Raw genomic sequence first — 25,601 nt, 5'->3', positions numbered from 1 at the left:
CCCAGATCAAGTGGGGCCTGGACTACATGAACTCCCGCTACGGCAGCCCCGTCGGCGCCTGGAACTTCTGGCAGACCCACCACTGGTACTAAGCCGCCAGTGACCGCCCCACAGCGCGGGCAGCGGACAGCAGACGCACACACGGAAGACGCTCGGCCGGACCCCCGGCCGAGCGTCTTCCGCGTTCCCCGCCCGCCGGTCTCGGACCGGCACGGCACCGCCGCGCGGCCACCCCTGGTCGGGGCGCGGGCCACACCGGCTCATCCGTTGCCGTGCCCCGCGGCCACCAGGCCCGATTCGTATGCTGCGATCACCGCCTGGGCGCGGTCGCGGACGCCCAGTTTCGTGAAGATGCCGGTGATGTGGTTCTTGACCGTGGAGACGCTGATCTCCAGGTCCCCGGCGATCTCCGCGTTGTCGAGCCCGGTTGCCAGCAGCTGCCAGATCTCCAGCTCTCGCGGCGTGAGGCCCTCCGGGGCCGTCGCCGCCGGGCGCGGCCGCGCGGAGGACCGTACGTAGGTGGAGATCAGCCGCGTGAGCAGGCGGGGCGCGACGGCGGCCTCGCCCGTGTGGACGGTGTGGACCGCGGCGATGAGCTCTTCCGGGGAGATGTCCTTGGGGAGGAACCCGTACGCGCCGGCCCGCAGGGCGGCGACCACGTACTCGTCCATGTCGAAGGTGCTGAGGGCCAGGACGCGGGATTCCGGCAGCGTCCGCGCCAGCTCCTCGGTGGCCCGGACGCCGTCGAGGACCGGCATGCGGATGTCCATCACGACCACGTCGGGGCGCAGCTCGTGGGCCAGCGCGACCGCCCGGGCTCCGTCCTCGGCCTCGCCCACCACCTCGAAGGCCGGGTCGGGCGCCAGGATCAGGGCCAGGCCGCGCCGCACCAGGGGCTGGTCGTCGGCTATGAGCACACGGATCATCCGCGCAGGTCCTCTCGGTCTCCCCCCGGGTCGGCCGCCGGGAGCCTGGCCGCCACCCTGAATCCGCCGCCGTCGTGCGAGCCGGTCTCCAGGGTGCCGCCTTGCAGCGCGACGCGTTCCCGCATTCCGATCAGACCGTACCCGCTGCCGGCGCCCGGCCGCGAAGCCCCGGTCCGCGAAGCCCCGGTCCGCGAGGCTCCCGGCCGGGCGCCGCCCGCGCCGTCGTCGCGGACCTCCACCTCGACGCCGTCCGGTCCGTACGTCAGCCGTACGTGCGCACGGGCGCCGACCGCGTGCTTGCGGGCGTTGGTCAGGGCCTCCTGGACGATCCGGAACACCGTCAGGCCGACGGTCGGCGGCAGCGGGCGGGCGGTGCCCCGCACGGTGAACTCGGTGGGCGTGCCGGCCAGCCGGGACTCGGAGATGATCCGGTCGAGGTCCCCGGTCCCGGGTTGCGGTGCCGGAGGAGTCTGCTCCGGTTCTTCCCCGGCCCGCAGGACGTCCAGGAGTTGCCGCATCTCCCGCAGCGCCATCCGCCCGGATCCCTCCAGCGTGACCAGCGCCTCGCGGGCCACGTCCGGGTCGTGGGCGAGGTTGGCCCGGGCGCCGCCGGCCATCAGCTGCATGGTGGTGATGTGGTGCGCGACGATGTCGTGCAACTCGCGCGCGATCCGGCGGCGTTCCTCGGCCACCGCCCTGTCCGCCAGCAGGGTGCGCTTGGCCTCGGACTCCCGCTGCCAGCGCCCCACGACCAGCCCCGCGCCGACGACGAGCACGACCGCGACGGTGTTGCCGAGCAGGCCCGTCAGGACGGACGAGTCACCGTATCCGCCGCTGATCATCGTGACCGGTACGGTCACGGCGGCGGCCGCCGCCGTGACCGCGGGGCCGCGCAGGCGGGTCACGGTGTACAGCGCGACCATGTAGGCGGCGGAGAAGTGCGGGCCCTGCGGGGTGGTCAGGTTCAGCGCGACGCCGAGCGCGAGGACGGCGCACAGTACGGTCACCGGCCTGGTCCGGCGGGCCAGCAGACAGGGCGCGGCGAGGACCACGAGGACGAGTGCCCCCACGGTGAGGGGCCGTCCGTCGTCCGCGGCGCCGAGCGAATAGCCGATCAGGTCGTTCACGGCCGCCCCGATCGCCACGAGCGCGTCATTGCGCGTCCAGTCGAGGACCGGCCCGCGCGCCTTCGCCCCGCCGTCACCGCCCCGGCCCCCACTGCGTATCGGCATGTCCGCCGGTCCCCCTCCGTCACCGGCCCGCCGGATCCGTACCGGGGCGCCGCGATTCGCGTACGGGAACCATTCTCGCAGCGGCGGCGGGGCGGGCCCCCGGCCCGGAGGGGGAGGCCGGACCGGGACCTCGGTCCTGGTCCGCGGGGTACGCCGGACCCCGGTCCCGGGCGCGGGCTCCTTCCTCGCGCCGACGTTTCGCGGCGCGGGCGCTGATGAGCTGGACAACGTCCGGGGCAACCCCGGCCGATCGAGTTACGGAGGACCTTGTGATCCGCGCCCTGACCGGCTTCGCCACCCGAAGTCCCTGGAAGGTCATCGCCCTCTGGGCGGTGCTGGGCATCGCCACGGCCCTCCTCGGCCAGGCCTTCCTCTTCCGCGCCACGCAGCCCAGCGCGGGCGAGTTCCTGCCCGCCACCTACGATTCGGCGGCCGCGCTGAAGGTCGCCGAGGAGCACTTCGGGGTCAAGCCCGACGCCAATCCGCTCACCGTGCTGGTGGCCCGGGCGGACGGGGCGAAGCTGTCGGACGCCGACGAGCGGCGGATCGACGACGGGGCCGCGAAGCTGGCCCGGCGCGAGGTGGCGATGCCGAAGACGAAGGAGACGCCGCCCCTGGCGCAGGACCATTCCCAGGTCCCCCGGGTCAGCCCGGCGATGACGGCCCCGGACCGGAGCTTTCGGCTGCTGTCGGTCGAACTGACCGGCAATCCCATGGATCCCGGGATGCAGGACCTGTACCGGGCCTTCCGGGACCAGGCCCGGGCCGAGTTCGCGGAGGCCGGGCTGCGGACCGGGTTCACCGCAGGGATCGCGGACAGCGTGGACACCGCCGACGCCGAGAAGACCCGCTCGACGGTCGTCGGCATCGCCATGCTCGTGGTGATCGTGCTGCTGCACGTCCTGGTGTTCCGCAGTCTCCTCGCCGCTCTGCTGCCGCTGCTCGTGGTGTCGGTGATCGGAGGCGCGGCCGCCGGTGTCGTGGTCGGGGCCTCGCTGCTCACCGGCGTCCAACTCGACGCCTCCACACCCCAGCTGATCAACGTGGTGCTGATCGGGATCGGGATCGACTACTTCCTCTTCCTGCTGTTCCGCTTCCGTGAGCAGCTGCGCGAGCGGCCCGAGCAGACCGGACGCGACGCGGCGGCCGAGGTCGCCGGCCGCGTGGGTACCGCCGTAACCTCCGCGGCGCTGACCATCATCGCCGCGTTCTCCACCCTCGGCGTCGCCTCCTTCGGCCAGTTCCGGGTGCTCGGCCCGGCGATCGCCGTATCCGTACTCGTGATGCTGCTGGGCAGTCTCACCCTGATGCCGGCGCTGCTCGCCGTCACCGGGCGGAAGATGTTCTGGCCCTCGCGCGGCCTGCGCCGAGAACCCTCCGAGGGCATGGCCGGGCGGATGGGCCGCCGGGTGGCGAAGCGTCCGGTGACGATGGTGCTCGCCTCACTGGCCCTGCTCGGCGCACTGGCGGCGGGTCTGACCGGGATGCACATGGATTACGGAACGGGCGGCGGGGGAGACGCGAACACGGCGGCGGCCCGCACGGCGGCCGAGATCTCGCGCGCCCTGCCCGCCGGAGTGTCCGACCCGACCACCGTGTTCGTCACCGCGTCCGACGGCGGCCGGATCGATCCCCAGGCGCTCGGCGGACTGTCCAAGGCGCTCGCGGCGGTCGAAGGCGTCGGCCAGGTCGCCCCGCCCGTACCCAGCGAGGACGGGAAGGCGGCGCGGATCGACCTCTTCCTGACCGCCGAGCCACAAGGACAGCAGGCCCGCGACCTGGTGTCCGGACCGGTCAGGGACACGGTCACCGCACACCGGCCCGAGGGCACCGAGGCGCACGTGGGCGGCACGGCAGCGCTCTTCGCCGACATCTCGGCCGCCGTGTCCGGCGACTTGAAGCTGGTCTTCCCGGTGGCCGCGGGCCTGATCGCGCTCATCCTGGTCCTGCTCCTGCGCAGTCTGCTCGCACCGTTGGTCCTGATGGTCTCCGTCGGCCTGGGCTTCGCGGCGACCCTCGGCGCCTCGGCGCTGGTTTCCCAGAACTTCCTGGACCGGCCGGGTGTGAACTTCATGCTGCCGCTGGTGCTGTTCCTGTTCGTGGTGGCGCTGGGCACCGACTACAACATCCTGATCAGCGACCGGATACGGGAGGAGATGGAGAAGCCCGGTCCGGCCCGGGCGGCCGTGGCACGGGCGGTACGGCACACCGCGCCGGCCATCGCGACGGCCGGCCTGGTCCTGGCCGCCTCGTTCGGCAGCCTCGCCGTCAACCCGAACCCGGGCACGCAGGAGATCGGCTTCGCGACGGCGCTCGGGATCATGCTGTCGGCGTTCGTCCTGTCGATCGTGCTGGTTCCGGCACTGGCCGCCCTGCTGGGCCGGTCGATCTGGTGGCCAGTACGGCCGCGGCGCACCGACCACCACGGCGGCGGGAACGGGTACGGCCACAACGGGCACGCCGGCCACACCGGCCACACCGGCCACGCCGGGTCCGCCGACGACAACGGGCGGCCCGTTCCGGTGGGCTGACCGCGCTCCCGGCTGCCGGCTCCTGGCAGCTGAAGGCGCCGGCGCGCGGAGGACCGTACGGGTCCTGCCGCGCGCCGGCGCCGGTCCGCGTACCGCCGCCGAGGCGGGCGGGGCAGTACCGCACCGGTGGCCGGCCGTCCGCGATCCTTGGAGCATGCGCGCCGCCCGCCTGATCCGTATGGCCCTCCTCATCCAGTCCACCCCCGGCCTGACCGCGGCCGCCCTCGCCCGCGAGCTGGAGGTCTCCGAGCGGACCGTGATCCGGGATGCACAGGCCCTCCAGGAGGCCGGCATCCCGGTCAGGTCCGAGCGCGGCCGGGTCGGCGGCTACTTCCTGGCCCCCGGCTACCGGACGCGGCTCACCACCCTGAACCCGAGCGAGGCGGAGACGCTGTTCCTGTCGGGGCTGCCGTCGGCCCTGCGGGACCTCGGGCTGTCGGCCGCCGCGGACACCGCCCGGCTGAAGCTGACCGCGACCCTGCTCCCGTCCCTGCGCGAGGCCGCCGAGTCCTCGGTACGCCGCTTCCACCTCGACGCCCCCGCCTGGTTCCGCGAACCGCCCACCCCCGACGTGCTGCCGGAGCTGGCCCGAGCCGTGTGGGCCGACCGGCCCGTCGAACTCTCCTACGCGAGGCCGGGGCGCGACGGCGCCACGCCCGCCCCGGTGTCCCGGGTCGTGGAGCCGTACGGACTCGTCCTGAAGGCCGGTACCTGGTACGTCGTGGCGCGCATCCCCCGCGGGGCGAACCGCGACGGCGGCTGGCGCACCTACCGCGTCGACCGCGTCACGGCCCTGGTCCCCGCGCCCGACCGGCAGGAGCCGTTCGTGCGCGACCCGTCCTTCGACCTGGCCGCGCACTGGGAGGAACGGTCCGCAGCCTTCGCCCGTACGCTGCTGCGCACCACCGTCCGGGTGCGCCTCACCGCACGGGGACTCGGCAGACTGCCCTCCGTCGTGGACGGGGCCGCCGTCGGGGAGGCCCTGGCCTCCGCGACGGCCCCGGACACCGACGGCATGGTCAGCCTGGACCTGCCGACGGAGTCCGAAGAGGTCGCCTTCGACCAGCTGGCCCGGCTCGGAGCGGACGCCGAGGTGCTGGCCCCGGCCACCCTGCGCGCCCGCTTCCGCGAGCAGGCCTCGGCCCTGGCCTCCCGCTACGGTGCGCAGACACCGGATCACCGCGGCGGTCCGCCGTGATCAGCGGTAGTCCTCGGCGGAGCCGTCCCTCCCGCCGTACACGACGTCCTCGAAGTAGGCCCAGACGTCCGGCCGGCTGCCGTCCACGTCCCGCACCCCGTACGCCTTGGCGAGCTCGCTGCTGGAGGTGGACTTGCCGTTCCACCGCTCGGCGCGACCAGGGTCGGCGGCCAGCGCCGCGACCGCGCGGGCCAGGAACCAGGGGGACTCCGCGATCGCGAAGGCCGGATCCCGGGCGATCGCGTCGCGCCAGTTCTCCTCACTCACCCCGAAGTGGGCGAGCATCTGCTCCGAGCGCAAGAAGCCCGGCGAGACCGCGACCGCCGCGCCCCCGTACTCCGCCAGCTCCTGGCCCAGCCCGAACGCGAGCCGGATCGGGGCGTTCTTCGCCAGGTCGTAGTACATGTTCTCGCGGTAGCGGCGGTTGAAGTGCGCGGTGCCGTCGGTGACCTCCACGTGCAGCGGTGCGTCCGAACGGACCAGCAGCGGCAGCAGCAGCGCCGCGGTGATCACGTGCGAGCGGGCGCCGAGCTCCAGGATCCGCAGTCCGTCGGCGAGAGGGGTCTCCCAGCTCCTCTTCCCGAACACCGACCTCGCCAGGAGGTGTTCGCCGCCCCACAGGTCGTTGACCAGGATGTCGAGCCGCCCCTGCTCGCGGTCGACCCGCTCGGCGAGGGCCCGTACCTGCTGCTCTTCGAGGTGGTCGGTGGGCACCGCGATGCCGGTGCCGCCGGCCGCGGTGACCAGCTCTGCGGTCTCCTCGATCGTCTCCGTGGTCCGGCCCACTTCACTGACACGGGTCCGGGTCGTGCGGCCGGTGACGTACACGGTCGCTCCGGCCCGGCCCAGCTCGACGGCCTGGGCCCGGCCCGCACCGCGCGTGGCCCCCGCGACGAGCGCGATCCGGCCGGCGAGCGGGCGCGCCGGACCGTCGTGGCCCGCCCGGTCGGCGTTCTGCTTGGTCTTGTCCTCGTTCTCCATGACATCCATCGTTCACGCCAAACCTGACAGAACACGTCACCTTTTCCGAGTCCGCTCCCCGCTCCCCGCTGCCTGCGGCTACGGCCGTTCCCGGGGGAATCCGCGCTGCGCCGCCGCGCGTCGGTCCGTGCAGGTCGTCGCGGTGGCGGCCGCGTGGGTGTCGTCACCGGTGAACGTCGCCGTGAAGCAGGCGTCATCGTCCTGCCTGCCCCGGACCGCGCACGTGGCCCGGCCTCGGCTGTCGGTCGTATCGGCGCACAACACGTCGGAGTCGCTGGTGAACAGGACGCTCCTGTCCGCCAGGGGCATGCCGCCAACGGTCAGCCGGGCCTTCAGGGTGGGACCTCGATCGCCCCGGGTGCCCGGCGATTCCTTCCCCGGCCCGTGCCCGTTCCCGTTCCCCTGCCCGTCGCCCTTTTCCTTCTCGTTGCCGTGCCCCTTCCCGTTCGGCTCGGCCGTCAGCGTGAGGCCGGTCGGGGTCTCACCGACCGCCCTCGTTCCGATCGCCACCCCCAAGGGGATGGCGAAGCCGCCGACGGTGCCGGTGACCGTGCGCGTGGCGGTGTCGATCACGGAGACGGTGTTGTCCATGGAATTGGTGACGTACACGTGTGCGCCGTCCGGGGTGACGGCCACGCCGAGGGGTTCCTCCCCGACGGGAACGGTGGCGATGACGGCCGGCGGGTTGGCCGTGGTGTCGATCACCGTCACTTCGTCCGAGCCGAAGTCGGCGACGTAGGCCCGGGTGCCGTCCCGGCTCACCGCCACGTCGGCGGGGCTCGTGTCGTTCCCGATGGGGATGGTGAAGCGGACGGTGGCGGTGGCGGTGTCGATCACCGACACCGTGCCGTCGCCGAAGTTGGTGACGTACACGCGCGCGCCGTCCGGGCTCACCGCCACACCCTGCGGGAGTTGGCCAACGGGGACGCTGTCGAGGAGGGTGTCGGTGGTGGTGTCGACCACCGCGACGGTGCCGTCCAGGAGGTTGGCCACGTAGGCGCGCGTGCCGTTCGGGGCGATCGCCACGTCCTGGGGGCGGGTGCCGACGTGAACGGTGGCGATGACGGACGGCGGGATCGTGTCGGCGGTGATCACCGTCATGTTGTTCGAGATGGTGTTGGTGACGTAGGCGCGCGTACCGTCCGGGCTCACCGCCACTCCCACGGGGTTGTCACCGACGGGGACGGAGACGGATCCGCCGGCGGCGGGAACGACCAGCGACACGGTGTCGGACAGCCTGTTGGCGACGAAGACCCGGTTGCCGTCCGGGCTGACCGCCACGCCGTTGGGGTCGTCACCGACATCGATGGTGGAGGTGACGGTGTTGTCGGCGGTGTCGATGACCGACAGGCTGCCCGCGAGGCCGTTGGTGACGTAGGCGAAGGTTCCGGCAGGCGCGGGGACGGGCTGCGTGGTCGCCGAGGCGCTCGGCACGACGGCCGTGGCCAGCAGCGCCAGTCCCGCGAAGGCGACCCTGGCCGGCGCCCACCACGCACCCGCGCTCCCGCCCCGCTGCTCCCGCCTTCGTTCAGCCGTGTCCGAGACCGCTCTACCCGACATGCCAGACCTCCCGCAGCGCGCGACACCGACGTACGATCCCCTGCGCGGCCGACGCTAGGCAGCGCGAGCACACCATGCGCGGCCCCACGCCCACGGCCGAGGACCATACGGAGCACCCGAGTACCCCGAACGGCCGGACGTGACGGCGACGGTGGGGACAGGGGGTGGACGGCATCCCCTAAGGCGTATCGCCGGGCGGCCGTTGTGGCAGCAGGTCGATCGGCTCGCGCAGGCGCAGGGTCGCGGGGAGGTCGAGGCGCCCCTCGCGCGCGGCGACCACCACGTCCCGTACCGCGAGCTTGGCCTCCACCGCGCACTGCCCGCTGCGGGCGGCGACGAGCCGGCCGTCGCGGACGACCGCGACCAGCCCGGTGATCCGGAAGAGCACGGTGAGGTTCACGGCGACGGTGGCGGCCCGGGCGCCGTCCACGAGGAGGTCCACCGACGGGTGGTGCGCGGAGGTGATGGCGTGGGTGGCCAGGGCGACGACCTCCTCGCTGCCGGGGGACCGGCGCGTACGCCGCGCCGCCTCTGTGAGGGACTGGTACTTGGCCCAGCCGGAGGCCACCAGGGAGACCAGGTCGAGGTCCAGGAAGCCGTTGACGACGGTGGCCAGCTCGCGCCCCACGGCCCGGTCGGCCGCGGTGGTCAGGCCGTGCACGCCGGGGAGGAGGCCCGTCACCGCCCCGCTGCTCCTCAGGGAGTCGGCGAGCGCTTCGGGCGCCTGTCCGCCGGGGCCGAGCAGCAGGTCCCGGACGGTGAGGGGATCGGCGACGGGAGTCGTGGTCATGGGTCCTCCTCCTTCAGCGTCTGCTCGCCCGGGTCGGGGTGCGGTTCCAGTCGTACGGAACGGGTCGGCGGACCGGTCCCCGACGGTTCGGCCACGTCCGTCGCCCCCGGAGCCGGGCGCGGCCGGGAGCTGACGTGGTCCCGGACCCAGCGCGGGCCGCGGTGGAGGCGGCTGAGGAACGCGAACCCCGCGAGGGCCAGCAGGGCCGCGCCCAGCAGGCCCGAACCCACGACCAGGCCGACGGGGACCGTGTCGGTGGCGGGGTCGGGGGTCGGGGTCGGCGTGGGCGGAACCGGAGTGGGGGGCGTCGGTGTCGGAGGCGTCGGTGTCGGAGGCGTCGGGCTGGGCGGGACGGGCCCCTCACCGGTCACCGTGAACGCCGCATCGGCGCCCGTACCCGGATCGTCCGTACACGCGGCCCGTACGGTGTACGAGTCCTCGGCCGCATCGGGAGCCACGTCGAACCGGGTCTCGAACGTTCCGTCCTCCGCCGGGGCCAGCGTCGCCAACGGTTCGCCCGCCCACGACAGGGCCACCTCCGGGCAGTCGAATCCCGAACCGGACAGGTTCACGGACCCGCCGCCGGCCCGCATCGACGAGGGCTCAAGCCTCACCGCCGGCCGGGTCTCCGGCACGGAGGTGACGGTGAACGACTGCTCGGCGGACACCCGCGCGTCCTCCGCGCAGGTCGCGGTGACCGCGTGATCCGCGGCGTCCGCGTCGGGCGGAACGGTGAACCCGACCGTGAACGCGCCCGCGTCCACGGTGATCTCCTCTGGTGTGACGCCCGGGAGCGGGCCGTCGTCCCACGTCAGCGCGATCCCGCCCGCCTGGCCGTCGTCGGCGGTACAACCGTCGAACCCGGACCCGCTCACCGTGACCGACGTCCCCGCGGCGCCTTCGGCCGGGTCCAATGCCAGGGTCGTCGGCCGGGGCGCGGGGGTCACCTGGAAGTCGGCGGTCGCCCTGACTTTCGAGTTGGCCGTGCAGAGGGCGATGACGTCACGGCTGCCCGGGACCGCATCGGACGGCACCGTGACCTCGGTCTCGAACTCCCCGTCGGCATCGGCCGTGACGGTGCTCGGGCCGCCCCCGCCGCGCTCCCAGAAGACGCGGATCTCGGCGGGCTCGGCGGGCTCGTCGGGCTCGTTCGGCGGCCGGGGCTCGGCCACGAGGCCGGACCGGGTGCAGTTTTCGAACCCGTGGCCGCCGACTCCCACGGTGCTCCCCGGCGGGCCCTCGGGCGGATCGAGCGTGAGGGAGCGCGCTGCGGCCGCCCGGACCGGCGGTGTGGCAGCAGGAGAGGCGACGGGAGGCGTGCCCCACGCGAACGCCGTGCTCAACAGCACCGCGGTCAGCGAGAGGCCGGCCCATCGGGCAATGGGAAGCATGACCCTCCGTGAGCTGCTTCCCATTGTCCTCCGGGCCGCGCCCGCCCGCCTCCGCCGCCCCAGGGCCGCCCGCCTCGCCCGGCGAGCCGCGCCGCGCGGTGGTCGGTCAGGGCAGGATTTCCACGTAACCGTCGGTTCCGTGCACGCGGATGCGCTGCCCGTCCCGGATGAGCCGGGTGGCCTGCTCCACGCCCACGACGGCCGGCAGGCCGTACTCCCTCGCGATCACCGCGCCGTGGGTCATCAGGCCGCCCACCTCCGTCACCAGGCCCGCGATGGCGACGAACAGCGGCGACCAGCTCGGGTCGGTGAAGGGCGTCACCAGGATGTCGCCCTCTTCGAGGTCGGCGTCCGCCATGTCGAGGATGACGCGGGCCCTTCCCTCCACGGTCCCGGCGGAGACCGGTACGCCGACCAGGGCGCCGGCCGGTACGTCATCGCGCCGGTACGCCCCGGTGAGGGCCTCGCCGTCCGACGTCAGCACCCGGGGCGGCGTGAGCGCGTGGTACGAGCGGAACGCTTCCTTGCGCCGACGCACGAGCTGCCGGTCGTCCAACCGGTTCGAGCGCACGACCTCGTGGAGTTCCCGGAAGGTGAGGTAGAAGACGTCCTCCTCCTCGGGGATCACGCCCGCCCGCACGAGGCGCCCGGCCTCCTCCAGCAGGGCCCGCTTGTAGACGAAGTAGCGGCTGATGATGCCGTACTTGGGGTACTCCCGGTATCCGATGAAGGTTCTGACCCGGTCGATCATCGCCTTGGTCCGCGCGGCCTTCCGCTCGCCGTCCGGCAGGGCCCGCAGGCGGGACAGTACGTCCAGTTCCTTCTCCCGCGCCTTCTGCCGGCCTTGCTCGAAGCGCCGTTCGGCGGCGCCCGGCTCGAAGTTCCTCACGTTGTCGAGGATCACGGGCACGAGCGTGCCCGGTCGTTCGCGCCACCGCGGCCTCGTGATGTCGATCTCGCCGACGCAGCGCATGCCGTACCGGTCGAGGTAGGCCTCGATGGCGTCGCGCGCTTCGGCCCCGCCCGGCAGCTCCGCCAGCCCGTCCAGGAAGTCCTCGTCCCGGGCGCCCTCCAGGAACGCCACCACCTGCGGATGCGGGCGGATCACGTCCGCGACGTCGAGCAGCGCCAGTCCCATCTCCGACGTGATGTTGTCGGGGGCGGACAGCGTCAGCGTGTCAGCAGCGTTCTTCTCGCCCAGCCACTCCCGCAGCGTGTCGTTCAGCCACCACGTGGCCTCCATCCCCGCCATGATCGCCTGAATGCTCAGCGGATCAGCGAGCACCCGCTTGTGCTCCTCGAAGGCCTCCAGCAGGAAGTCGAAGAGCGCCGGTCCGCTCTTCGTCCGGATGTCGCGCTCCAGGGCGGCGATGGACGCCTCGCTGCGCTCGATCAGCGCGGTGACCAGGGCCGGATCGGTCTCGATCGGGGTGGGCCCACCGCCGGGGGCCGCGCCACCGGGCGCCGCACCACCGGGCGGCGGCCCGCCGGGACCGGCGTCCGGGAGCGGCGCGACGAAGCCCTCGCGGTCGAGCACGGTCTCCAGGGCGTCCCTGATCAGCGGATCGCCCTTCTCCATGGCGCTCAGAAGCGCGGCCCGGCTCGCGGGCGAGGCCAGGCGCCGGGTGACGTCGACGAACAGCCGGCCGCCGGCCTCGTGCATCGCCACCATGGCCGTCAGCTGCCACATGGAGTACCCGAGGGGCTTCATGGGGTCGGTCATCATCTGGCCGTGGCCGACGGAGACGTAGACGTGGTTCTCCTCGTCGTCGGTCTCCGGGACGGGGAACAGCGTCGTGATGGGCCGGCTCTGCACGATCCTGAACTCGTCGTCGACCAGGCACCATTCGATGTCCTGGGGGCTGCCGAAGTGCGCTTCGATCCGCCGCCCGAGCCGTACCAGCCGCACGGCCTGCTCATCCGTCAGCGCCGGCTGCTTCTGCCGCTGCGCGTCGATCGCCACTTCCCGCGTCCCGCCGTCCGGCAGGGCGGTCACCGCACGCTGTTTGGCGGCGATGGCCTTGGCGACGACCTCGCCGTCCCGCACCGTGAAGACGTCGGGGTTCACGATGCCGGATACCAGCGCCTCGCCGAGGCCGAAGCCGGCGTCCACGGTGGCGACCTTCCGGTCGCCCGTGACGGGGTCGGCCGTGAACAGGATGCCGGACGCCTGCGGGAACACCATCCGCTGCACCACCACGGCCATGTGGACCGTCCGGTGGTCGATGCCGTTGCGCCGGCGGTAGGTCACGGCCCGCTCGGTGAACAGCGAGGCCCAGCACCGGCTGACGTGCCGGAGAACGGCCGTCGGCCCCATGACGTTCAGGTACGTGTCCTGCTGACCGGCGAAGGAGGCCGTCGGCAGGTCCTCCGCCGTCGCGCTGGACCGGACGGCGTACGCGCCCTGCTCACCGAGCCCGGCCAGCGCGTGCGAGATCGCCGCCGCGACGTCGTCCGGGACCGCGGTCTCCTCGATGGTCCGGCGGATGCGCGCGCTGAGCGTGCCGATCGCCTCCCGGTCGTCCGCGCTCACTCGCGACAGCTCGTCGAGCCGATCTGCGATCGACGGTTCCTCCGCCAGGACCCGCCGGAACGCCTCCGTCGTCACGCAAAAGCCGCCCGGCACCCGGACGCCCTCGATCCGCGACAGCCCGCCCAGGTGCGCGCCCTTGCCGCCCACGACCGCGACCTGCGTCTCGCCGACCTCGTCAAGTGCCAGCACGTACCGCTCGCGCTCGCTCACCGAGACACCTCCGGGACGGCCGTGCCCGTCCTCATCCCCGGGTTCCTCCCGTACCTCGACAACAACACGCGCACGTCGCGCCCTCATTTCCGCAGGTTGTGGCATCGGCCGTTGATTCTGCGTGGTGACCGGGGCCTTGTGGCAAGCCCCCCAGTGCGCTATATGTTGAGAGTGGCAAGGAGAGTGCTCTCCTTGCCTATTGCTTTTTCCCCGACGCCGGCAGCGCGCCCTCGATCACGCGGGATCGTCCTCGCCGCGGGCCGGCCCGGAGAGCTCCGCCTTCCCGGGGAGCAGGGCGACCGCCGCGGCCGCCACGAGCATCACGGCCCCGCCGACGTAGAACGCGGCCGAGACGCCGGTGGTGACCGCGGACTTGAGGGCCGGGACCAGGTCCGCCGGGATCCCGGCGGGCAGGGGCGACCCCTGCTGCGTCGCCGCCACCGCCTTCCCGATGGACCGCTCGACCCGGTCGAGGCCACCGGCGGCGATACGGCCGTCCCCGTGGAGGATCCGGCCCAGCCGCCCGCTCTGGACGTGCGCCACGATCGCGCCCATGACCGCGAGACCGAGGGACGCGCTCATTTCGCGGACGGTCTGCAGCATTCCCGCCGCGTTGCCGCGCATCCGCACGGAGGTGTTGTTGAGCGCGGTGACCCAGGCCGGGCTGACGCAGAGCCCCATGCCGATGCCCATCGCGCAGTAGAAGGGCACCAGCCAGCCGTAGTGCTGCCGGTGCAGTTCCACCGCCGAACACAGCAGGGCTCCCACGCACAGGACCATTCCGCCTCCCAGGGGAACGCGCGGTCCCAGGCGGTCGTAGAGCCTTCCGCCGAGAGGCGCGAAGACCACCGTGGGGAGAGTGAGCGGTAGTACGGCGAGACCGGCCTCGAAGGGCGACATTCCCACGACGTCCTGAAGCCACACGACCCCGAACACCGCGAACCCGACGAACGCGAAACGCACCGTCGAGATGACACCGGCCGCCACCGCGAACTCCCTGTTCCCGAACAGCTCGAAGTGCATGAGCGGATCCGGCCGTCGCCGTTCGCGGACCACCAGGAGCGTCATCAGCAAGGCTCCGGTGGCGAGGAGCGAGACGACGGCGGGCGAGCCCCATCCCCAGTACCGCGCCTGCATGAGGGGGAGGACCAGACAGACCAGAGCGCCGATCAGCAGGGGGGTGCTCGTCCAGTCCACCCGCTCGCGCCGCCGTGGCTCGCGCGCGAGGAGGAAACGCGCCAGGACCAGTGCGCCGATGCCCAGGGGCGGGTTGACGAAGAAGATCGCACGCCAGGAGAACGCCGTCGTCAGCGCCCCGCCGATCACCGGAGCCGCGCCGTACAGGAGGGTGGCGACGCTGGACGAGATGCCCATGGCCTGACCCCGCTCCCTGCGCCCGAACTCCTTGATGATGAGCACCTGGGAGGCGGGCCGCAGGATCGCCGCACCGGCTCCCTGGGCCGCGCGCGCGGCGATGAGCCAGGCCTCGGTCTGGGCCAGACCGGCCGCGACCGAGGCCACGACGAACAGCGCGGTGCCGAACCGGAAGGCGCGTTCGTGCCCGAAGGCGTCGCCGATGCGTCCGCCGACCGGGCTCATGCAGGCGAAGCTGAGCAGATACGCGTTGATGACCCACTGCAGTCCGGCGGTCGAGGCGTCCAGACTCCGCTGAATGGTGGGAAGGGCGACCAGTACCACCAGGGCGTCGATGGCGACCATCGACGAAGCGCAGGTCATCACGGAGAGGACCCACCAACGGTGACGCTCGCCCATGAACCGCTTTCGCCGCGTCACGGATTCCCTTCCGGCAGGTTCGATTCCGCCCCTTCCCTTCTTACACGGTCCCGCCGCCGCTCTTCCGCAGCCGTGCAGGACACCCCGCAACGTGGTGCGGGTGCGCGCCGCGCCTCCGGCCGCCCGTGCCCGCAGCGCGGAGCCGTCATGCCGGGTCGTTCGGCGCCGCGTAGATCACGAGGGTCTGCTCCGGCCGCCCCGCCGCGTGGAACGCCGCGTAGGCGTACGTGACCACGCCGCCGTCCGGCGACCGCAGCCGCTTGTGCCCGCCCCCGCGTGCCTCCACCTCGAACCGCGGCCACCAGTCCCGCACTTCGGCGCTGCCTTCGTGCAGTTCGCCGACCAGCCGCCCGAAGCGCGGATCCCCGGGGTGGGCGCCGGCCAGGGAGCGCACCCGTGCGAGCAGCCCCCGCGCCTCGGGCTCCCAGTCCACCAGGACCTCCCGTGCCCGCGGCTCAAGGAAGGTCCAGCGCGCGAAGTTGGGCCGGCGGCCGTCTCCGGTGACGAGCCCGGGGAACACCCTTTCGGTGGCCGGGTTGTGGCTCAGCACGTCGTACGTGCCGTCGATCAGGAACGCGGGATGCGGCTGGAGCAGCAGGGGTACGGCCGCCACCTCCGGGGCGACGGGCCCGGGCCCCGCCTCCTCGGCGGCCGGTGCGCGTCCGGCGAGCCGGAAGAGGTGGTCGCGCTCGTGGGCGTCGAGACGCAGGGCGTCGGCGAGGGCGTCCAGGACCTGGTCCGAGGCGCGGATGTCCCGGCCCTGCTCCAGGTACGTGTACCAGGTGGCGCTCATGCCGGCGAGCAGTGCCAGCTCCTCGCGCCGCAGCCCCGGCGTCCGGCGACGGCCGGTCGACGGCAGACCGGCCTCGCGCGGGGTGATGCGCTCGCGGCGGCTGCGCAGGAAGGACGCGAGCTCGCGGCGCCGCTCCCCGGCCTCGGACGGGCCGCTCTCCGACATGGCACTACCACCTTTGATTCCAGAATAAACCGGCTCTGGATACCAGGCTAAACCCCGCGCACACTGGCCATGGCCGTCGACAGCGGCGGCGCGGACGAAGAGCGGAAGAACGACATGAGCAGCAGCACCGAAGCACCCGTCACGTCAGGCATCACGGGCAAGGTCGTGGCCGTCACCGGGGCGAGCAGCGGGATCGGCGAGGCGACCGCACTGCTGCTCGCCGAGCGCGGCGCCCGGCTGGTACTGGGCGCACGCCGCACCGAGCGCCTGGCGGAACTGACCGCGCGGATCGAGAAGGCCGGCGGTGAGGCGGTCCACCTCCGTACGGACGTCACCCGGATCGAGGACCTCCACGCGCTGGTCGCCCTGGCGCGCGAGCGGTTCGGGCGGCTGGACGTCCTCGTCGGCAATGCCGGGGTGGGCACGATCTCGCCGCTGGACGATCTGCGCACCGACGAGTGGGACCACATGGTCGACGTCAACATCAAGGGCGTGCTGCACGGAATCGGCGCGGCCCTCCCCGTGTTCCGCGCCCAGGGCGGCGGCCACTTCGTCACCACGGCGTCCACGGCCGCGTACCGGGTCGTGCCCGCGATGGCCGTCTACGCCGGCACGAAGGTCGCCGTACGGGCCATCTGCGAGGGCCTGCGGCAGGAGGCGGGGCCGACGCTGCGGGTCACGACCGTCTCGCCCGGCCTGATCTCCACCGACTTCGCCGAGGCTTCGAGCAACGACCGGGTCCGGGGCGACATCACGCGCATGCGGGACGAGGTCGGCATCGAGCCGGCGGCGGTGGCGCGGGCCGTCGCCTACGCCATCGGGCAGCCGGCGGACGTGGACGTGAACGAGATCGTGGTCCGGCCGACCGCACAGACCTGACCGGCACCGCGTCCGGGCGGGCTCAGTTCCGGTGCCCGACCGCCGCCAGGGCGTCCTTGACCTCCTGGGCCACCCGGGCCGCGTCCTCGGGGTTGTGCACCACGTCCGTGTGGTTCATGTCGATGACGAGGACCTCGCTGGCCGAGTAGTGCTTGTGCACCCAGTCGTCGTAGCCGGACCACAGCGTCCGGTAGTACTCGACGAGGCCCTCGTCCTGCTCGAAGTTGCGGCCCCGCAGCCCGATGCGGTGCAGCACCGTCTCGAAGTCCGCCTTGAGGTAGACCATGAGGTCGGGGGCCTTGCGGTACGGCAGGCCGTCGATCTCGCGCATCATCTCTTCGAGCAGCCCCTCGTACACCCGCATCTCAAGGGAGCTGATCCGGCCCAGGTCGTGGTTGACCTTGGCGAAGTACCAGTCCTCGTAGATGGACCGGTCGAGGACGTTGTCGCCCTGCTTGTACGCGTCCTTGATCGACGCGAACCGGGTCTGCAGGAAGTAGAGCTGGAGCAGGAAGGGGTAGCGCTTCGCCTGGATCTCCTCGGGGCTCGCCGTGTAGAAGAGCGGCAGGATCGGGTTGTCGTCCACGCTCTCGTAGAAGACCTCGCTGCCCAGCTCCTTGGCGAGCAGTTCGGCAACGCTCGTCTTGCCGATTCCGATCATGCCTCCGACGCAGATCACTGGCATACCTCACTTCTCCCCTGGGGATCTTCTGTTCACGGGCGGGTGGGCTGGGCGACCCACGCCGCGGAGACGCACGCCGGCGCTCGCGCGATTCCCCGGGATCTTCATGATCAGCGTCGTGTGGCCCCGTCAGGACGGTTCCGCGGTCGCCGCGCACCGTGACGAGCCGCAGCCCCGAGGCCGCCCTGAATCTTAAATGAAGATTCACCCGCTCCACTCACGCCGCGGCCCGGCGGCGATCAGACCGACTCGCCTCCCTCCGTGGCGGACGGCGCGGGGGCGGGACGGTGGGAGCGGACCAGCGCGAGGTAGTCCGCCGCCAGGCGGTGGCAGTCGCCCGGCCAGCGCGCGGAGACGTAGTTGCCGTCCCGTACGGTGAACCCGCGGCCGGGGCGCGCCGCGGTGTCCCTGACCGGCAGCACGGGGCCGGCCAGGAAGTGGCCCGGCTCGGCGAGCGCCGCGGTGACCTCCGCCTGGACGGTCGCCGCGTAGGTCCGGTAGTAGCGGCCCAGCCACAGCCGGGTCAGGTTCCAGGCGGTGAGTTCCAGCAGCGCGGTCAGGGCCGTGGTCCGCCGCCCGTACAGCACCGAGCGCCCGGTCGCGGGGTCCTTGGCCCGCGCGGCCAGCAGTACGCCGTGGCACACCGCTCCCACCGGCAGCCCCACCAGGAAGACCCGCGCGAACAACCGCTGCGCGACCGGGTCCTCCAGCAGCGTACGCATGCCCTGTGCGTGCCCCCCGGGCACGAACAGGCCCGTCAGGCGCGCCGGATCGACCTCGGCGTAGGACAGCGGGGCGCGGAAGCGGGGGTCCTCGGTCAGCCGCCCGTAGGCCGCCAGCCCGGAGCGGCGGGTCATCAGCCACGGGGAGAGCCAGGAGAAGCCGGTGTCGGTCAGCCGGCGGTCGGCCAGGGCGACCCGCCCGTCGGGCGTGGCGAACCGTACGTCGTACCCGGCGTCCCGCAAGGCGGCCCAGGGCACGGCCGCCTCGGTCGGGTCGTAGCCGGACGAGGGCAGCAGGAAGACGATCAAAAGGGTGCTCCTTCGGGTGCGCACGGGGCGGACTGCCGGCGCGCCGGCGCGGAGGCGTACCGGCTCTCCGCAACGGGCAGCCCGGCCGGGGGACTTGGAGGACACACCCTAGGCGCCCGGCTGGGCCCGGTCATTGACCCCGGCGGCCACCTCGTTGACTGCCCGGGCCCCGCGGCCGGTTGACTGCGGGCCGCGGCCCGGCATTGACTGGCCGCCATGCCCAGCATCGAGCCGTCCACCGTCGCCGCGTCCTACGCGCGCGCCGTCCTGAGCGGCGCGCCGGACGCCGCCGGCGCCCCCGGCGCGGCCGCCGGGAGCGAGGGCACGGCCGGGCCCGGAGCCTGGGCCTCGCCCCTGGACCGGCTCCCGTACACCGAGGTACGCGCCCTCTGGGACTCGGTGATCGGCGGCGGCTCCGACGCTGCCACCGACCTCGCCGGCGGCGCTCCGGGCCCCGGCGGAGGCGACCCGCACGCCGGCCTCCGCGTCGGGGACGCGATCAAGCCGGGCAGCCTGCACGTGCTCGGCCACGTGGTCCTCACCTGCGCGAGCCTCGCGGAGGCCGCCGAAGCGGCGGTCCGCTACCACCCCCTGGTCAGCCAGGCCGGCACGGTCACCGTGCACCGCGGAGCCGGGACGACCCGTATCCGCTACCGGCCGACCGTCGACCCGGCCACGATGCACCCGCAGCAGGTGGAGGCGGTCGTCACCGGCATGGTGCGGGCCGCCCGCTGGATCGCGGGGGACGGCTGGGCTCCGCTGTCGGCCTCCTTCACCCACGCCCGTACCGGCTCCGCCGAGCCGTACGCCCGGATCCTGGGCTGCCCCGTCGCCTTCGACGCCCCCGAGAACGCGCTCACCGTCGGGAACCGCGACCTCGACCGGCGCCGAGCCCCGCACGATCCCGAACTCGGAGCCCTGCACCGGGACTACGCGGACCGGCTCCTGCGCGAACTGGCCACGTCGGCGCCCCTGGCGGAGCGGGTGCGGCAGTGGCTGGACCGCGCCCCGCTCGAAGGCGCCGGCCCCGCCGACGCGGGCAGGGGAGTCCACCTCAGCCCCCGCAGCCTGCGCCGGGCCCTCCAGCAGGAGGGAACCTCCTGGCGCGCCCTCCTCGACGAGGCCCGCCACCGCCGGGCCCGCCGACTGCTGGAGACCACGGACCTGCCGCTCGACCGGATGGCGCCGCTCGTCGGCCTGAGCGGAGCCACGGCCCTCGTCCGCGCGTTCACCCGCTGGGAGGGCGTCACTCCGGGCACGTACCGCCGGGTGAACCACGCTTCGCGCGGGTAGTCGGCGCCGGACGGGTTTCCGCACCCCTCAGGTGGCCGAGCCCGCCGCCGAGCCCGTCGCGAGATCCGCGCCCCAGCGCGCTATCGCGGCGGGCAGGTCGAGCGGGCCCGGACGCGTGTCGGAGTCCCCGGCGGGCCAGTCCTCGCGGGGGACGCGCCACATCACCTCGAACTCGTTGCCGTCGGGGTCCTTGGCGTAGAAGGACTTCGAGACCACGTGGTCGCTCGCGCCGACCAGCGCACCGCGCTCGGTCAGCTTCTGTCCGAGCTCCGCGAGCTCGCCGAGCGTGCCCACCTCCCAGGCCAGGTGGTAGAGGCCGACCCGGCCCTGCTCGGGGCCGGGCGCGTCGGCGCCGACCGAGAACAGCCCGAGGTCGTGGTCGTTGAGGCTGCCGGGGGCGCTCAGGAAGGCGGCGCGACCGGCGACCAGGTGGTCGACCTGGAATCCGAAGACGTCGGTGTAGAACGCCACGGAGCGCTCGACGTCGCGGATCCAGAGCACGGCGTGGTTCAGGCGGCGGACGGACATGCGGCAGCGCTCCCGGTGGCTCGAATGGTCTGGCTCGATGTGGGTGCCTCCAGCATAACGTTCAAATTCGAACTACTGGTGCGGATCCCGGCCCTGAATCGAGACGGCGGCCCGGTGCAGTTCGGCGAGGACCGTCCGCACGGCCCGTCGCGCCGTGCGCTCGGGGCGGTGCAGCACGTCGATGCGGCGCCGGGCGTGCACCCCGCTGAGCGGCCTCAGTACGACGTCGGGGTGCGTACGCGCGGTCCAGCGCGGCATCAGCGCCAGGCCGCCGCCGGCGGCCACGACCTCGGCGACCACCGAGAACTCGTTGATGCGGTGGACGATGTCGAGCCGGCGGTTGGCGACGCTGGCGATGGCCTCGATGGTGGCCATCAGCGGGAATCCGTCGTGGACCGTGATCCAGGGCTGGTCGGCCACGTCCTGGGGCGAGAGCCGTGGACGGGAGGCGAGCGGGTGCCCGACGGGCAGGGCCACGTCGAGGGGCTCGCGCAGCAGGGTGGTGGCGGCGACGGCGCGCGGCCACGGCGGGCCGTGGTCGAGGCGGTGGGCGAGCACGAGGTCGTAGTCCCGGGTGAGGGCGGGGAAGCGGTCCTGGGCGACGTCCTCGTCGGCGAAGGCCAGACGGGGGCCGCCCGGTCCGGCGAGTCCGCGCAGCATGAGCGGGAAGAACGCGGAGCCCGCGCTGTGGAACGCCGCCACGGAGACGCTGCCGTCCGGTTGCTCCGCGAAATCGGTGAGGGTGTGGCGCGCCCGGGCCAGAGCGGTCTCCACCTCGATGGCCGCCCCGGCCAGGGCCTGTCCGGCGTCGGTCAGCACCACCCGGCGGCCGGCGCGCTCGGTGAGCGGCACGGGGATCGAGCGCTGGAGCAGCCTCAGCTGCTGCGAGATCGCGGAAGGCGTCACGTGGAGTGCCTCGGCCACCGCGGTGACGCTTCCCAGCTCTCCCAGCTCCCGCAGGATCCGCAGCTGCCGTTCGTCCATGGCCATAGTGTAGGGCTGCTACAGGTTGGGTTAAGAAGTTGGTCGTAGCCTTCAAGATCCCTGGTCGTGCAACGTGGGGGCATGCCTGTTGCACGCCGTACCGATGCGGTACTCCTGCTTGTCGCGCTCGTCTGGGGTTCCAGTTATCTGGCGGCCAAGACGGCCACCGTCGCCCTTCCGGTCCTTGCGGTCCTGTTCGCCCGGTACGCGATCTCCGCGCTCGCCTGCGGCGCCCTGGTCGCCGCGCGCCGCCGGACGCGCCGCCGGTGGACGAGGGCGGAGGTTCGCGCCGGCTCGCTGCTGGGAGTCACCCAGGCGGCCGTTCTCGTGCTGGAGACCTACGGAGTGGCGCATACCAGCGCCGCCAACGCCGGACTGATCATCAGCCTGACCATCGTGCTCACGCCGCTCATGGACCGGGCCCGGGGGCGGTCCGGGCTGCCCCCGGCGTTCTTCCTCGCCGCCGGCCTCTGCGTCCTGGCCGTCGGGCTGCTCATATCCGGCACCGGACTGCACGCGCCTCGCCCGGGGGACGCGCTCATGCTCGCCGCAGCGGTCGTCCGGGCCGGGCACGTCGCACTCGTCGGACGGCTCACCGCCAGCCGCCCCGTGGACCCGATGCACCTGACGACCGTCCAGACCGTCGTCGGCACGGCGCTGTTCCTGCCGCCCGCCATCGCCCACCTGCCGGACCTGGCCCGCGGTGGCGCCGCCACGTGGACCCAGCTGGTCTATCTCGCCCTGTTCTGCAGCGTGTTCGCGTTCGTCGCCCAGACCTGGGCCGTACAGCGCACCTCCGCCAGCCGGGCCAGCCTCCTCCTGGGCACCGAACCGATCTGGGCGGTCGCGATCGGGATCTGGCTCGGAGGCGAACGCCTGACGGTGTGGGCCTTCCTGGGCGCCGTTCTCATGATCGTCGGAACCTACTGGGGCCAGGCGGTCGAACGTGCCCACCGCGCCGCGGAGCAGCGCGCGAAGGAGGAACCGGCCCACCGGCCGATGACACCCACCAGCGCCTGATCGTCCCGGTGGCCGGCCGCCCTCCGGGAACATCACGCGATCGCGGGCCGGAGCGGTTCGTCAGCGGGCGCGGAGGGCCGAGGTCAGGCCGGCGTCGTACGCGTAGCGCTCACCGGCGTGGCGCAGCAACGCCTCGTGCAGCCGTCCGATCTCCGCCCGCGCCAGCCCTTCGTTGCGGAAGCGGATGGTGGTGACCGCCGCCCGCGACCCGGGGCCGAGCGGACGGAAGCGTTCCCAGATGACGTTCTTCGTCGCGGTCGGAGCAAGTTCGCCCACCACGACGAACTCCTGGAGCAGGCCCCAGCGCGTCGCCCTCAGGGTGACCCGGCTCAACTCCTCCCAGGTCGCGTTCCATTCATGGCCCTCACGCAGGAAGTGGAGCCCGTCGCCCGCCACCCGTACGCAGGCCGCGTCGCCGCGCGCCATGGCCAGTCCGCCCAGACTGAACAGCGCCACCGCGACGATGCCCGCCACCACGGCGATGACGGGTTGGTCCACGAAGTTGTCCACGGCCACCCAGAGCGGAACGGCCGCCGCGAGCACGGCCGCGAACGCGACCCGCATGTGCCCCATGGTGTACCGCACTTCGACGGGCCCCGCCGGTGCCGGCTTGACGGCCGGCCGGCCGGGAACCGCGTCCGCGACCGGCGGTACGACCGGCGGTACGACCGCCACGGGTTCCGCCACGGGTTCCGGCGCGGGCGCCGGTGCGGGCGGTGGAGGCGGAACCGGAGGAGCGGGGGAAGCGAAGGGCGCGTCCGGCGGAGCCGGCGGCGCCACGGTCACCGCACCACCCGCGCTCAGCGCAAACAGCACCTCCTCCGCCGACGGCCGCAGCTCCGCCCGCTTCTCCAGGCACCCGTCCAGCACCTCCCGGAGCCCCTCCGGTACGAGTTCCAGGCTCGGCGTCTCGTGCACGACCCGGTACAGCAGCTGCGCCGCACTGCCCTCCCCGAACGGCATGCTCCCGGACACGGCGAAGCACAGCACCGTACCGAGGGAGAAGATGTCGCTGGCCGTTCCCACCCTGCCGCCCTGGGCCTGTTCGGGCGACATGAACCCGGCGGTGCCGATCGCCACGCCGGTCCGGGTGAGCATGGTCGCACCGTTCAGCGCCTTGGCGATCCCGAAGTCGATGAGCCGCGGCCCGTTCTCCGTCAGCAGGACGTTCGCGGGCTTGAGGTCCCGGTGCACGAGTCCGGCCCGGTGTACGGAGTGCAGCGCCTCGGCCATGCCCGCGCCCAGCCGCCACACCGCGTCCTCGGCCAACGGCCCGCCCTCCCTGACCCGTTCGGCGAGATTCGGGGCCGGGATGTAGTCGCTGGCCACCCAGGGCGTCTCCGCCTCCGGATCCGCGTCGACCACGGTCGCCGTCCAGAATCCGCCGACCGCCTTCGCCGCCTCCACCTCGCGCCGGAACCGGGCCCGGAAGCCGGGGTCCGAGGCGATCTCGGGCCGTACGACCTTCACCGCCACCCGCCGACCGCTGCGCGACTCCCCGAGGTAGACCTGCCCCATGCCGCCGGCGCCGAGCCGCGCCGTGATCCGGTACGGGCCGACCGCCGCCGGGTCACCGGCCTTCAACCGCTCCACAATCCCCCCGAGTGCACTCGCCTACAGGAGAACCTAGAGCCGGCCCGCACCCGCTGTCAGCCCAACCGCCGTCGCGCGGGTCCGCTCACCAGCGGGCGGCGGCCGGTCCGGGGGAGTGCCTGTTCGAGCAGGCGCGCCACCCGGAGCAGCAGGTTCCGCCATCGGGGGTGCGGCGTGGCCGGCGGTCGACCCCGTCGCACGGGACGCCCCCGCGTACCTCGCCGCGGCGTGACGGGTCACCGGCCCGAGTCGGCGCCGAAATCGGGCAGGATGAGCGAGCCGTCCGCGGCGAGGGTGAAGCCCGGGTTGTGGGCGACCTCCCAGGCGTGCCCGTCGGGATCGGTGAAGGCGCCGGAGTAGAACCCGATGGCATTGACGGCGGCCGGCTTGGTGACGGTTCCGCCTGCCGCTTCGACGGTGGCGAGCAGCTCGTCCACCTCGGCCCGCGCACGGACGTTGTGGGCCAGGGCGATGCCGCCGAATCCGCCCCCGTCCGGCAGGCCGCCCGCCCGTCCCGGCGGCAGGCCGCAGTCCGCGGCCAGGAGGTCGCGGTCCCAGAGGACCAGGGCGAGGCCGCCGGCCTGGAAGAAGACGGTCCGCTCCACCTCCTGTCCCCGCCAGCCCAGTGCCTCGTAGAAGCGCCGGGCGCGGGCGAGGTCGCGGACGCCGAGGGTGACCAGGGAGATGCGCTGTTCCATGCGGCCACGCTAGGGGGTGTCCCCGGCCCTGCCCGTGTCCGCCGCCGAATCCGCAGCCGTTCGGCCCTCCTGGCGGGGCGCCGCGGTCCCGGTGCCGCCGCCGTCCGCGACGCGGCGCCGGACCTGGTTCTCCTGGGCGAGGCGGCGCAGCAGTTCGAAGACCGGTGCGCAGATGGCGAGGACGATGACCGCCCGCTCGGCCAGCGCCACCGGGTCGTCGAGCCCCACCGCCCGCTCCAGGTCCAGCCGGGCCACCGCCTCGGCCAGCTTCGCGTACGCGGCGAGCTCGCCCGGGGCGTACTGGGCGTCGAGCCTGCGCAGTTCCTTCAGCGCCGACGTCAGCCCCTGTACGTGCGGCGAGGTGTCGGGCGTCCGCCAGTCCAGGTCCGCCAGCAGCTCCGCGACCTCGGCTCCGGCTGCCGTTACGGCCTCGGCCTCCTCCTCGGGGTCGGCCGGGCTCTGGCCCGCCACCGGCACGGGCAGGGCGTAGCTGATCGCTCCGAGGGCGCCTTCGGAGGTGTGGGCCTGGTCGACGGCCCCGAGCACCTCGCGGGTGGCCGCGATCGACAGACCTCCGAGCGTGGTCAGCGCCTTGATGAGCCGCAGCCGCTCCGCGTGCTCCTCCCCGTACTCGGCCAGCGTCGCGGCGGTCGCCCTCCCCGCGGGCAGCAGGCCCTGCCGCCGGAAGTATTTGATGCTGGCGACCGGCACGCCGGTCCGCCGGCTGAGCTCCGAGATTTTCATGTACGGCTTCCCTGCTGGTCACGGGGTCCGGTACCCGTCATCGGC

The 25,601-nt window shown here is 73.3% G+C and carries 21 protein-coding genes and 1 pseudogene; 6 read left to right on the top strand and 16 right to left on the bottom strand.

What is annotated here, in order from left to right; genetic code table 11:
- Window positions 1–92 (top strand): annotated as a pseudogene (locus ACFYXV_RS32025) (lytic transglycosylase domain-containing protein); the annotation flags it as partial.
- Window positions 93–260: 168 nt separating this feature from the next.
- Here the strand turns inward: ACFYXV_RS32025 and ACFYXV_RS32020 are convergent.
- Entirely contained in the window at window positions 261–926 is a 666-nt protein-coding gene (locus ACFYXV_RS32020) for a response regulator (protein WP_385463609.1), read from the bottom strand.
- Window positions 923–2,158 (bottom strand): sensor histidine kinase, encoded by a 1,236-nt coding sequence (locus ACFYXV_RS32015; RefSeq protein ID WP_385463606.1) that lies wholly within the window; start codon window positions 2,156–2,158, stop codon window positions 923–925. The genes ACFYXV_RS32020 and ACFYXV_RS32015 overlap by 4 nt, the downstream gene beginning before the upstream one ends.
- 269 nt (window positions 2,159–2,427) lie before the next feature.
- Between ACFYXV_RS32015 and ACFYXV_RS32010 the strand changes: the two genes are divergently transcribed.
- Both ACFYXV_RS32010 and ACFYXV_RS32005 read left to right on the top strand, forming a co-directional pair.
- A complete protein-coding gene (locus ACFYXV_RS32010) occupies window positions 2,428–4,689 on the top strand; it encodes an MMPL family transporter (protein ID WP_389384792.1) in 2,262 nt (753 codons plus the stop codon).
- 154 nt (window positions 4,690–4,843) lie between these two features.
- Window positions 4,844–5,887, top strand: a complete 1,044-nt coding sequence (locus tag ACFYXV_RS32005; RefSeq protein ID WP_389384791.1) for a helix-turn-helix transcriptional regulator — start codon at window positions 4,844–4,846, stop codon at window positions 5,885–5,887.
- On the opposite strand, the gene ACFYXV_RS32000 is transcribed toward ACFYXV_RS32005, so the two are convergent.
- The 7 genes from ACFYXV_RS32000 to ACFYXV_RS31970 form a co-directional block, all read right to left on the bottom strand.
- A complete protein-coding gene (locus ACFYXV_RS32000) occupies window positions 5,888–6,868 on the bottom strand; it encodes an SDR family oxidoreductase (protein ID WP_389384790.1) in 981 nt (326 codons plus the stop codon).
- 78 nt (window positions 6,869–6,946) lie between these two features.
- A complete protein-coding gene (locus tag ACFYXV_RS31995) occupies window positions 6,947–8,428 on the bottom strand; it encodes a beta-propeller fold lactonase family protein (protein ID WP_389384789.1) in 1,482 nt (493 codons plus the stop codon).
- 178 nt (window positions 8,429–8,606) lie between these two features.
- The gene (locus ACFYXV_RS31990; protein ID WP_389384788.1) at window positions 8,607–9,218 is read right to left on the bottom strand and encodes a hypothetical protein; all 612 of its coding nucleotides are present in this window, start codon (window positions 9,216–9,218) and stop codon (window positions 8,607–8,609) included.
- Window positions 9,215–10,609: a hypothetical protein gene (locus ACFYXV_RS31985; protein ID WP_389384787.1), complete on the bottom strand. Its 1,395-nt coding sequence runs from the start codon at window positions 10,607–10,609 to the stop codon at window positions 9,215–9,217. The genes ACFYXV_RS31990 and ACFYXV_RS31985 overlap by 4 nt, the downstream gene beginning before the upstream one ends.
- A 106-nt stretch (window positions 10,610–10,715) precedes the next feature.
- Entirely contained in the window at window positions 10,716–13,352 is a 2,637-nt protein-coding gene (rph, locus tag ACFYXV_RS31980; RefSeq protein ID WP_389384786.1) for a rifamycin-inactivating phosphotransferase, read from the bottom strand.
- A gap of 234 nt (window positions 13,353–13,586) precedes the next feature.
- The gene (locus ACFYXV_RS31975) at window positions 13,587–15,125 is read right to left on the bottom strand and encodes an MFS transporter (protein WP_389384785.1); all 1,539 of its coding nucleotides are present in this window, start codon (window positions 15,123–15,125) and stop codon (window positions 13,587–13,589) included.
- A 166-nt stretch (window positions 15,126–15,291) separates the two neighbouring features.
- Window positions 15,292–16,104 (bottom strand): helix-turn-helix transcriptional regulator, encoded by an 813-nt coding sequence (locus ACFYXV_RS31970; RefSeq protein ID WP_389384784.1) that lies wholly within the window; start codon window positions 16,102–16,104, stop codon window positions 15,292–15,294.
- A gap of 114 nt (window positions 16,105–16,218) precedes the next feature.
- Between ACFYXV_RS31970 and ACFYXV_RS31965 the strand changes: the two genes are divergently transcribed.
- Window positions 16,219–16,983 (top strand): SDR family oxidoreductase, encoded by a 765-nt coding sequence (locus ACFYXV_RS31965; RefSeq protein ID WP_383346332.1) that lies wholly within the window; start codon window positions 16,219–16,221, stop codon window positions 16,981–16,983.
- A 22-nt stretch (window positions 16,984–17,005) separates the two neighbouring features.
- On the opposite strand, the gene ACFYXV_RS31960 is transcribed toward ACFYXV_RS31965, so the two are convergent.
- Together ACFYXV_RS31960 and ACFYXV_RS31955 are read right to left on the bottom strand one after the other, a co-directional pair.
- A complete protein-coding gene (locus ACFYXV_RS31960; RefSeq protein ID WP_385463574.1) occupies window positions 17,006–17,668 on the bottom strand; it encodes a deoxynucleoside kinase in 663 nt (220 codons plus the stop codon).
- A gap of 236 nt (window positions 17,669–17,904) precedes the next feature.
- Window positions 17,905–18,696, bottom strand: coding sequence for a type 1 glutamine amidotransferase domain-containing protein (locus tag ACFYXV_RS31955; RefSeq protein ID WP_385463571.1), 792 nt, complete (start codon window positions 18,694–18,696; stop codon window positions 17,905–17,907).
- Window positions 18,697–18,912: 216 nt separating this feature from the next.
- Between ACFYXV_RS31955 and ACFYXV_RS31950 the strand changes: the two genes are divergently transcribed.
- Window positions 18,913–19,989: an AraC family transcriptional regulator gene (locus ACFYXV_RS31950; RefSeq protein ID WP_389384783.1), complete on the top strand. Its 1,077-nt coding sequence runs from the start codon at window positions 18,913–18,915 to the stop codon at window positions 19,987–19,989.
- A 27-nt stretch (window positions 19,990–20,016) separates the two neighbouring features.
- On the opposite strand, the gene ACFYXV_RS31945 is transcribed toward ACFYXV_RS31950, so the two are convergent.
- Window positions 20,017–20,517: a VOC family protein gene (locus tag ACFYXV_RS31945; protein ID WP_385463563.1), complete on the bottom strand. Its 501-nt coding sequence runs from the start codon at window positions 20,515–20,517 to the stop codon at window positions 20,017–20,019.
- A 72-nt stretch (window positions 20,518–20,589) separates the two neighbouring features.
- Window positions 20,590–21,501, bottom strand: a complete 912-nt coding sequence (locus ACFYXV_RS31940) for a LysR family transcriptional regulator (protein WP_389384782.1) — start codon at window positions 21,499–21,501, stop codon at window positions 20,590–20,592.
- A gap of 81 nt (window positions 21,502–21,582) precedes the next feature.
- Between ACFYXV_RS31940 and ACFYXV_RS31935 the strand changes: the two genes are divergently transcribed.
- On the top strand, window positions 21,583–22,521 hold the full coding sequence (locus ACFYXV_RS31935; RefSeq protein ID WP_389384781.1) for a DMT family transporter: 939 nt from the start codon (window positions 21,583–21,585) through the stop codon (window positions 22,519–22,521).
- A gap of 60 nt (window positions 22,522–22,581) precedes the next feature.
- Here ACFYXV_RS31935 and ACFYXV_RS31930 read toward each other — a convergent pair whose 3' ends face one another.
- The 3 genes from ACFYXV_RS31930 to ACFYXV_RS31920 all read right to left on the bottom strand — a co-directional run bounded on the left by ACFYXV_RS31930 (window position 22,582) and on the right by ACFYXV_RS31920 (window position 25,556).
- Entirely contained in the window at window positions 22,582–24,114 is a 1,533-nt protein-coding gene (locus tag ACFYXV_RS31930) for a serine/threonine-protein kinase (RefSeq protein WP_389384780.1), read from the bottom strand.
- A gap of 236 nt (window positions 24,115–24,350) precedes the next feature.
- The gene (locus ACFYXV_RS31925) at window positions 24,351–24,812 is read right to left on the bottom strand and encodes a VOC family protein (RefSeq protein WP_389384779.1); all 462 of its coding nucleotides are present in this window, start codon (window positions 24,810–24,812) and stop codon (window positions 24,351–24,353) included.
- 9 nt (window positions 24,813–24,821) lie between these two features.
- Window positions 24,822–25,556: a MerR family transcriptional regulator gene (locus ACFYXV_RS31920; RefSeq protein WP_385463548.1), complete on the bottom strand. Its 735-nt coding sequence runs from the start codon at window positions 25,554–25,556 to the stop codon at window positions 24,822–24,824.
- Window positions 25,557–25,601: the final 45 nt, after the last annotated feature.

The organism is Streptomyces sp. NPDC002181 (assembly GCF_042890485.1).
In the GTDB taxonomy this organism is placed as follows: domain Bacteria; phylum Actinomycetota; class Actinomycetes; order Streptomycetales; family Streptomycetaceae; genus Streptomyces.
The sequence above is the reverse complement of the archived record's forward strand: the minus strand, read 5'-3'. Positions and strand labels throughout refer to the sequence as shown.